At 59.0% G+C, this 332-nt stretch carries 1 protein-coding gene; it reads right to left on the reverse strand.

Features of this window, described 5'->3' with window-relative positions:
• A partial coding sequence (locus HFD99_RS25095; RefSeq protein WP_167441082.1) for an AMP-binding protein occupies nt 1-332 on the reverse strand: 332 nt, incomplete at both ends.

Here is a 332-nt window from a genome sequence, read left to right on the forward strand (position 1 = left end):
GGCATCCACCGCGCCAAATCGCCGGTGCGATACAAACGTTCACCCGGTACGTACGGGTTCGCTACGAATTTCTCGGCTGTCAGGTCCGCACGGTTCAGGTACCCCCGTGCGACCCCGATGCCGCCGATGCACAACTCGCCCAGTACACCGATCGGTACCGGATTCAGCTGGCTGTCCACGATGTAGAAGCGTGCGTTCAGCCACGCCTGTCCAATCGGCACATTCCCGCTGCTTGGCAGTTTCGACAGCTCTTCATCGTAGAAGCTGGAGTCAATCGCCGCTTCCGTGACGCCATAGCTGTTGATGATACGGATATCTGCGCCAAACCGTTC

The sequence above is a fragment of the Paenibacillus sp. EKM301P genome (genome assembly GCF_011800295.1).
Classification (GTDB): Bacteria; Bacillota; Bacilli; order Paenibacillales; family Paenibacillaceae; genus Paenibacillus; species Paenibacillus polymyxa.